This is a genomic window from Psychrobacter sp. T6-1, from assembly GCF_052258445.1.
This window is the reverse complement of sequence record NZ_JBQQFC010000095.1, coordinates 1-8,892: the sequence shown is the minus strand read 5'-3', so window position 1 is coordinate 8,892 and position 8,892 is coordinate 1. Positions and strand designations below refer to the sequence as shown.

The window sequence follows — 8,892 nt, the reverse complement described above, 5'->3', positions numbered from 1 at the left end:
AAAAATCTCAAAAAACCACTACGTCATCTGCGCCATTTTATTCTACCAGTAGATTGGATAGAAGAGTACTGGAAGGAGTAGTCAAGTCTCAATAATAAAGTGAACAAAAAAATATCGATCCATCAGTAGGCTATAAATTATGAATCAAAGTTCCAAAATTGCTGTTCTCATTATTAGTGCTATAAAGGGAGGAGGAGCTGAACGATCAGTTCTGACTTTGGGACAAGGGTTTTATGAATTGGGTTATGAGGTTCATATCTTGAGATTTAAATCTCTTACAGAATACGATCTAAATCCAAATCTGAATTATCATATGCTTAAATTTAAGCCTTATAAGCTCATACCAAATGAGCGCATTCGTCATCAGTTATTTGCAAGGGCTGTAGATAAATTTATTACAAAGAAGATTGGAAAGCCAGATATTATTTTATCCAATTTAGAACCATCTGACAGAGTTATGGTTTATAGCAAGTTACCCAATATAATGTACATCATTAGAAACGATATTTCTCATAAGTTCAAGCTAACTGAAAATCATAATTTGGAAAAGAAAATTAGTAGACTGCAGCGTATCTATAAGACACATCCTTGTGTATGTGTCTCAAAAGGTGTGGAGAATGATCTACAAGCAAGACTGGGAACGAATATCACCAGTACGACAATTTATAATGCTTTTGATAAGCAGCTAATTGAAAATATGAGTAATGAATCATTTAGTACGCCTCACAGAATGCTTCAACCAGATCAGTATATATTGCATGTCGGTAGTCTCACATATCAAAAAGCACATGATGTATTAATAAAAGCCTATGCCAAATCTTCTACGGATTATCCCTTAGTGCTACTAGGCAAGGGTAAGCTACTAGAACAAACTAAAGCTTTGGTTAAAAACCTAGGATTAGATGACAAGGTTATTTTCTTGGGTTTCAATAAAAACCCTTACCCGTACATGAAGCATGCCAGAGGACTGGTATTATCCTCAAGATTTGAAGGTTTTGTGCGAGTCATACCAGAAGCGTTGGCTCTACAGGTTCCAGTAGTTAGCACGAACTGTCCATCAGGGCCTAGTGAGATGTTGCCTAGTGATAGTCTTGTGCCTGTAGACGATGTAGAAGCGTTAGCTATAAAAATGACAGAATTGATGAAAGATCCGCAAAAATTCAAGGTTGATTTTGATGAGAAGTTCTTGCCTAAGAATATTGCAAAGCAGTATGTTGATTATCTAGTATCATAATTGAACTATTCATTTTAAACTGCTTCTATTGTGTCAGTTTAGTTAAAAACCTTTTATTTAATAATAAAGTCTAATTGTATAGACAAAACGAGATTTTGAATGACTAATAATGTGCTAACCATTTCAAAAAGTAAACTGCAAGGAGAGGTGGTACTAGCAGGCGCTAAAAACTCAGCTTTACGTCTATTGGCAGCTAGTATTTTATCTGAAGAAAAAATTATCCTAAAAAACTATCCTTCGCAGTTACTAGATGCACAAGTACATGTTGATATGCTTAATTCTTTAGGGAAAGAGACAGTACTTGTAAGCAATGACACCATAGTCATTAAAGAGAATACTAATCTAAAAACAAATTTAGTTTGGGATGGTCGTTCAATTAGGAATACTTTACTTATATTGGGTGCGTTAGTAGCTCGATTTGGACAAGCAAAAGTGCCTCTGCCAGGAGGATGTAAACTTGGTGAGCGCAAGTATGATCTACATGTGATGCTACTTGAGAAGTTAGGAGCAGACGTATGGGAGGAGGATGACTATTTATGCGCAGAAGCAAAGGCTGGACTGATAGGTGCAGATATACATTTACCAATACGTTCAACAGGAGCTACAGAAAACGCGATAATAGCAGGTTCATTAGCGAGAGGCGTTACACGTATTTGGAATCCGCATATTCGTCCAGAGATACTCGATTTAATCACGATGCTAAATAGTATGGGTGCTCACATAAAAGTTTTTGGACAAGAACATATCGAAATTACTGGGGTCGATCATCTAAAGGGTGTTGAACATAAAGTCATCGCTGATAATATGGAAGCGATCACGTGGTTAGCAGCAGCAGTTATCACAAAAGGTGATATAGAGATTTATGATTTTCCTTATGCTGATTTAGAAGTTGTTCTAACCCATCTTAAAGCTGCAGGCGCAAAACTTTATACAGGCGAAAACTCTCTTATTGTTCGAGGCGGATGTTGTTACCCGCTTGAGATAAGTACTGGACCACATCCGGGTATTAACTCAGATGTACAACCTATTATGGCGGCTTGGGCTGCTCAAGCTCAAGGAGAGTCACGAATAGTGGATTTGCGTTTTCCTGGTCGCTATGGATACGCTAAAGAGATGGCGCGTATGGGATTACAGTACGAAATATCTGGTGATATGCTTAAAGTTATAGGCAGTAGCGGTGGCTTAAAAGGTGCTCAAGTTAAAGCAATAGATCTGCGGGCTGGCATCGCACTTACCTTATGCGGTTTAGCTGCTGAAGATGAAACTGTTATTACTGATGCTTGGCAAATCGGACGTGGCTATGTTGATCTTATCCCTAAGCTAAAGGCTTTAGGTGCAAACTGTAGTGGCAGTATTGGATAGATATTAATGAATGCGTTACGAATAAGTGAGCTCAAGGCTCTTTTCCCTGACATTATTACTTTTAAAACGTGTTTATCTACGTTCAGTCAGTGGCGAGTAGGAGGAGTAGCCGAGGTCATTATTCGCCCTAAGAATAAAGATGAATTGATTAAAATTAGACAGTGGATCCATCAAAACAATGTACCCTCAGTAATCATAGGCAGCACGACAAATTTATTGTTTGCAGATGAAGGCTTACAAAGCGTCGTTGTACAGATAGGGTCTAACTTCTCAAAAGTATACGTGAATGACTCAGAGATTACCGCCGAGCCCGGTATATGGGCGCCTAGCCTAGCTAAAACAGCAATGCAAGCGGGTTTGTCTGGTATTGAACACACTTGCGGCATACCGGGTACCCTTGGCGGCCTTGTTGTCATGAATGGCGGTAGTCAAAGAAAAGGTATTGGTAGTGTAGTCAACTATGTTGACACAGTAGACGTAGAAGGCAACGTAAAACGTTATACCAAAGAGGAGTGTAAGTTTTCTTATCGCCGTTCTATCTTTCAAGAAAGAGATGAGGTGATCATAGAGGTTGGACTTAAGCTCAATAATAATCAAACTAAGAGTGCTATTCGCCAAGAGATGTTAGAGATTTTACAGTCGCGTCGAAAAAAATTCCCACGTAAACTACCAAACTGCGGCTCTGTGTTCGTGAGCAATCCTGATATGTATGCAACTTATGGACCGCCAGGTAAAGTGATTGAAGACTGCGGGTTAAAGGGCTTAAGTAGAGGGGGCGCTCAAGTCTCTTATCTTCATGCCAATTTTATCGTAAATAACGGTAGTGCTAAGGCGAAAGATATTCTTTTTCTAATTAATACAGTAAGAGAAACGGTTCATTGTAGAACCGGATATAAGATGGTTGTCGAAGCGAAGTTTGTCAACTTATACGGAAAAATACTAGACATTTAAATGTTGTCTAGAGCTCGAACACAATTAAATCCTTTAACTTATAGCAAAGTATAGTTTTACAGCTATTATAAAATAATTTTACTTCACATAGCAGAGTCAGTATGAAGATCTTAATTACCGGTATGGCAGGTTTTATTGGTCACGCGGTCGCAAAGCGTTTAGCAACCTATGATTATGATTTAGTCGGCATTGACAATTTGAATGACTATTACGATGTATCCCTCAAACTTGCACGGCTAAACGATCTAGCTGATTTGTCAAACATACGTTTTATTCAGTTAGATATTGCTAACCGCAATGACATAGCCAACTTATTTGAAGATGAAAATTTTGATGCTGTAATTCATCTGGCAGCTCAGGCAGGCGTACGTTATTCATTAGAAAACCCTCATGCTTATGCTGATTCAAACTTAGTAGGGCATTTAAATATATTAGAGGGTTGCCGAAACAGTAGGATCAAACATTTACTTTATGCCTCTTCAAGCTCAGTATACGGTGAGAACGCAAAGACTCCTTTTTCAGTAACAGATAGAGTAGACAATCCCATTAGTCTGTATGCAGCAACTAAAAAAGCTAATGAATCAATGACGCATGCCTATTCTCATCTTTACAATCTACCCGCCACCGGATTGCGTTTTTTTACTGTATATGGTCCTTGGGGACGTCCAGACATGGCTCTGTTCAAGTTTACCAAAGCTATTTTTGAAGGGTCGCCGATTGATATTTACAATAATGGTGAGATGCAACGCGACTTTACTTATATAGATGATATCGTCGAAGGTATTGTACGTCTACTCGATATGCCACCTAAGTCTGATGCGGGTCAAGAGTCTCACGTTGTATATAATATTGGCAACGGTAGCCCTGTTGCACTTATGGAGTTTGTTCATGCTATCGAGCAGGCAACAGGCAAAAAAGCAATCTATAATTATCTACCCATGCAGCCGGGTGATGTATCACGTACTTGGTCTGATACTGAGTCTTTATTCAAAAAAACTGGTCATCGTCCGGCTGTGACCATAAAACAAGGTGTTGGGCACTTTGTTGATTGGTATCGTAAGTTCTACAAAACAGGATGTCAAAGATGAAAATTGCTGTAGCAGGAATAGGATATGTCGGATTATCTAATGCTATGCTATTAGCCCAGCATAACGAGGTTGTCGCAGTCGATATTGTGCCAGAGAAGATAGCATTATTAAATGATGGACAATCGCCTATTGAAGATATAGAAATTCAAGATTTTTTGAATCGAAGTATGCTTAATTTTAGAGCAACCTTAGAGCCTACAGAAGCTTACACTAATACTGACTTTGTCATTATCGCAACGCCTACCAATTACGATCCTAATACTAATTATTTCAATACAAAAAGTGTTGAAGCTGTTATTTGCGATGTTGCCGCAGTGAATCCTAATGCAACGATAGTGATTAAATCAACGGTTCCAGTAGGATTTACAGAAGAGACAAAAAAGCGCTTTGGTGTTCCTAATTTAATTTTTTCGCCTGAGTTTTTGCGCGAGGGCAAAGCATTATACGATAACTTGTATCCATCACGCATTATCGTTGGTGAACGTTCAGCTAGAGCAAAGCAGTTTGCAGATTTGCTTTTGCAAGGTGCAATCAAAAAAGATGTACCCGTACTATTTACTGAAAGTACAGAAGCTGAAGCTGTCAAATTATTTTCCAATACTTATTTAGCTATGCGTGTCGCGTATTTTAATGAGCTAGATAGTTATGCTGAATCATTAGCGTTGGATAGTCGGCAAATCATTGAAGGAGTAGGGTTAGATCCTCGTATTGGTGCTCACTACAACAATCCATCTTTTGGTTATGGTGGCTATTGCCTACCAAAAGACACCAAACAACTATTGGCTAACTATCAAGATGTACCTAACAATATGATTCGAGCAATTGTAGATGCTAATCGCACGCGTAAAGACTTTATTGCCGACGCTGTATTGAAGAGAAGTCCTAAAGTTGTCGGTATTTATCGATTGATTATGAAATCAGGCTCAGATAATTTCAGAGCAAGTGCAATGCAGGGCGTAATGAAGCGTATAAAGGCCAAAGGCGTTGACGTTATTGTTTATGAGCCTGTGCTAGAAGAGAAACAATTCTTTGGATCACGAGTCATTCAAGATTTAACTTCTTTCAAACAACAAGCTGATGTTATTTTAACCAACCGCTTATCGTCTGAATTAGAAGATGTAATTGATAAAGTTTATACTCGAGATTTATTTGGTAGTGATTAACAACGTTTATACCATGATATTTTAAGTAAAGAGCCGAATCGCACTAAAATAAACGCGAATCTATTTATAGAGGATGCTTACTTTGAGATTTAATAGTCGTTCATTTTAAATTAATTGTAATATTTCTTCTTCAATATTGCTCTTAAATTACGTCTAAAAATCTTTAATTTAAATTTATAGTAAGTTACAGTATCTTGTAATCTCAATCTAAATAAGGACCATCTAGTCATAGACTTTGAAGTATGATTCTCATTGTAAATATTAATAACTTTCTTAGCTCCGACGTCTACATTGAAATCAGAATTAAATAACCCAAGACCAAAACTCTTTAGGTTTTCTACATATGTATTATCTGATAATAAAGTCATGACATAGTGCGGGTCGCAATATTGACTCAGCTCTTCAGGTAGTATTACGCGCTCTGAGAAATTATCACTCATTGCGTACGTTGCGGTTTCTTTATTGAGAAGACACGGGTAATCGAAATTGGCAACAGGAAAAAGTAGTATTCTTCCAGCTGATAGCGCCTCCATAGCGCCCCTTCCTGTTCCAATAGCAACATCACAAGCCCAAATTAGTTCAGAGGCGTTTAAAGTATAAGCACTATCGGAATAAGTAGTCAGATTCACGTTTAATTCCTGTGCCAAAATATTCAGTTTTCTTATGATATCAGGCGACTCTTCATAGCCAACAAACGTAAGTTTTATTTGATAATTAGATTTTGACAAATCAGAACAAAACCTAATAGTATCTGTCAATGTTTTATAATAATATTTACCTATTCTTCCTATCTTTAGGATATTTAGACTAGTTTTTTCTCTAATATCTTCTAACTGTTGTATCCTATTCTCATTGTAGATCGTATTTCTAACTCTGTTTGGAACCAAATAGACATTATTATAGTAATCTTTATGATTATTATAGTAATGGTAATCCATTTCGTGAAAAACAATCAGAGAATTTACTTTTGGATACTTTCTTTTAAGTACTCTACCACCACATTTTGTTAGTAAAAACTTAGCACCTATTTTTTTTGCGATAGAGGCGCCAATATATACAGATTTTGCATCATATGCATGAACTACCGATATTTTAGATAAAAAATCTAGCTCTTCTAATAGATGAACTGCTCTTTTCAACCCTCTTTTTTGTAGATGAAGACTTGTTGGCACATAGTAAGCATTTTCCATACCTGTTAATGCCATTGGCATTTCAGTACCTAATATTATAGTAACAACTTTCCTATGTTTACCTATTGCTTCAGCCATATGTCTCAAAGAATAATAATGACCCCCTCGACCCGTATTGAATCCAGCATGGTTCGATATCACAAATAAAACCATAATTTCAATCCTCAATAATTCAAAATATAAGTCAATAACTAATACCTACAGTTTCCAGGCTAGTTCTATAAATTTATGGTTTAATAGTTGGCGTTCAACATTATTAACTATTATTTGGTGACAACGATAATGGTAGATGTTCTAAAAACTTTTGAGTCATAGCGCTGCTAATTCTATTACAAGAATCGCTATCGAGCATATCCAAACTTTGTATACATCCGTATTTGATTGATTTGTTATCTAGGCTCAGAATAAAATCTTCAACGCTATTTTCATTTTTAAGATAATTGACGACTGCTTGAGGTTTAAGTACTGCCTCACAAGCTTGAATTTTTAGATGATTCATTAGGGTAATAGGGTTTACTTGCGCGACGTCTCGAAACTTGTATTTGGTTTGCTCATCTAACAGTTTTGGGTTGTTTAATAGATAGTTCTTCAGGATGTTTTTATCGACAATATGAGGATAATGATGCACTTCAAAAAACTCGGTCATACCCAGTATTTGAGCACTTAGCATCTGCGCCGTAGTATGTTTAGGCTGCATAGGTTTTTTGGTCAATTTAGCCAAAGCAGTACGGTAGTTGTGTTTGACAAGTAAGGGCGCATTTTTGCGCCACTGACCGTGAATAATAATATTATTGTTATCTAAAAAGTCATCTATAGTTACTGGCTGATTAAAGAAAAAATCATCATTCATATAGATAAAATAATCTGACAGATCTGGGATGTTCCACAACATCGTTTCGATTGAGCGCGTATTAAAGGTGGGTAAGTACTGCTCAACACCCCTAAAAATATCCTTATGATCTACAATGCGTATCTTGTCCTTCTCACAAATACCTTGTTTCGCAAATTCATCGACAAATTCAGGTTGCTGATTATCTGAGACGATATAGATATGACGACAAAACGGCACGTACTTGATAATAGAGGCAAGGTTGTAATATATCTCATTATTACTGGCAAAACGTGTCGAGCTGGCAGCATCTGAGGCAATAGATATCCCAGCTTTATACTGCTCCCTTTTTTGTCTAAGTACAGGATCATCGCCATCTACCCAGGCAATAACGATATCTATAGGCGTCTGATTGTACGGTGTCATGTTCTCTCCTATAGCATTATTGCCAGTACTGCTTAAGCCAAGGACTAGGCTTGACATGACGATACCATTTGCCGCTACCGCCTTCGATAGCATCGGGCGGATTGATTTCCCCATGAAATATAACGATCTTGGCGTTATCAGGGAGTTTAGGCGCACGTACGAAGTTCAAAGGAATAGGGGCAATGCATTGATATTTAAAACTGACGCACCACTCTTTAGGCCAATACTCTAAATGATGATGCTCGCGCAGATAGTTGGATAGATAGGCTTGCTCATGACGAACTTGGGTACGGATAGTATCAAAATTATGCTCAAAGTTACTGAGCAGATTAGGGTAGGTGTTCTGTCCAATTTTAAAGCGGTAAACAGAACTATTACCAATCATCCGCCATGGCTTTTTCCAATCGCGGATAATCACGACGCTATCATCATATTTGGATTCATAAGCAAAAAAGCTATCGATATTATCAACGATAACAATATCAATATCTAAAAACAGCGCAACCCCTTTTAGGTCATACAGCTCAGGTCTGAAAGTGGTCAGTTTTTTCCAGCCACGCTCAGGCCCTCGCGGCAAGTCCATCTCAGGAATTGGGTAGCATTTGATATTTGGATCAATACCAGTACTGTCATCGGTAAGACAAACCAT

At 37.6% G+C, this 8,892-nt stretch carries 8 protein-coding genes; 5 read left to right on the top strand and 3 right to left on the bottom strand.

Annotated features, from left to right (window positions below):
* Positions 1–139: 139 nt before the first annotated feature.
* From ACTXGO_RS07050 to ACTXGO_RS07030, 5 genes are all read left to right on the top strand, one after another.
* Complete coding sequence (locus ACTXGO_RS07050; protein ID WP_443573833.1) at positions 140–1,234, top strand: glycosyltransferase; 1,095 nt, start codon at positions 140–142, stop codon at positions 1,232–1,234.
* Between the two features lie 99 nt (positions 1,235–1,333).
* Positions 1,334–2,596 carry a UDP-N-acetylglucosamine 1-carboxyvinyltransferase gene (locus tag ACTXGO_RS07045; protein WP_443573831.1) on the top strand — a complete coding sequence of 421 codons (1,263 nt, stop codon included), beginning with the start codon at positions 1,334–1,336 and terminating at the stop codon, positions 2,594–2,596.
* A 6-nt stretch (positions 2,597–2,602) separates the two neighbouring features.
* Positions 2,603–3,547, top strand: a complete 945-nt coding sequence (gene murB / locus ACTXGO_RS07040) for a UDP-N-acetylmuramate dehydrogenase (RefSeq protein WP_443573829.1) — start codon at positions 2,603–2,605, stop codon at positions 3,545–3,547.
* Positions 3,548–3,648: 101 nt separating this feature from the next.
* Positions 3,649–4,635, top strand: coding sequence for an NAD-dependent epimerase (locus ACTXGO_RS07035; protein WP_443573827.1), 987 nt, complete (start codon positions 3,649–3,651; stop codon positions 4,633–4,635).
* The gene (locus ACTXGO_RS07030) at positions 4,632–5,798 is read left to right on the top strand and encodes a nucleotide sugar dehydrogenase (protein ID WP_443573825.1); all 1,167 of its coding nucleotides are present in this window, start codon (positions 4,632–4,634) and stop codon (positions 5,796–5,798) included. The genes ACTXGO_RS07035 and ACTXGO_RS07030 overlap by 4 nt, the downstream gene beginning before the upstream one ends.
* A 110-nt stretch (positions 5,799–5,908) precedes the next feature.
* On the opposite strand, the gene ACTXGO_RS07025 is transcribed toward ACTXGO_RS07030, so the two are convergent.
* From ACTXGO_RS07025 to ACTXGO_RS07015, 3 genes are all read right to left on the bottom strand, one after another.
* Positions 5,909–7,066: a hypothetical protein gene (locus ACTXGO_RS07025; RefSeq protein WP_443573824.1), complete on the bottom strand. Its 1,158-nt coding sequence runs from the start codon at positions 7,064–7,066 to the stop codon at positions 5,909–5,911.
* A 178-nt stretch (positions 7,067–7,244) separates the two neighbouring features.
* Positions 7,245–8,243, bottom strand: coding sequence for a stealth family protein (locus ACTXGO_RS07020; protein ID WP_443573834.1), 999 nt, complete (start codon positions 8,241–8,243; stop codon positions 7,245–7,247).
* Positions 8,244–8,259: 16 nt separating this feature from the next.
* Positions 8,260–8,892 (bottom strand): glycosyltransferase (locus ACTXGO_RS07015; RefSeq protein ID WP_443573823.1); only part of this gene is annotated, 633 nt, incomplete at its 5' end.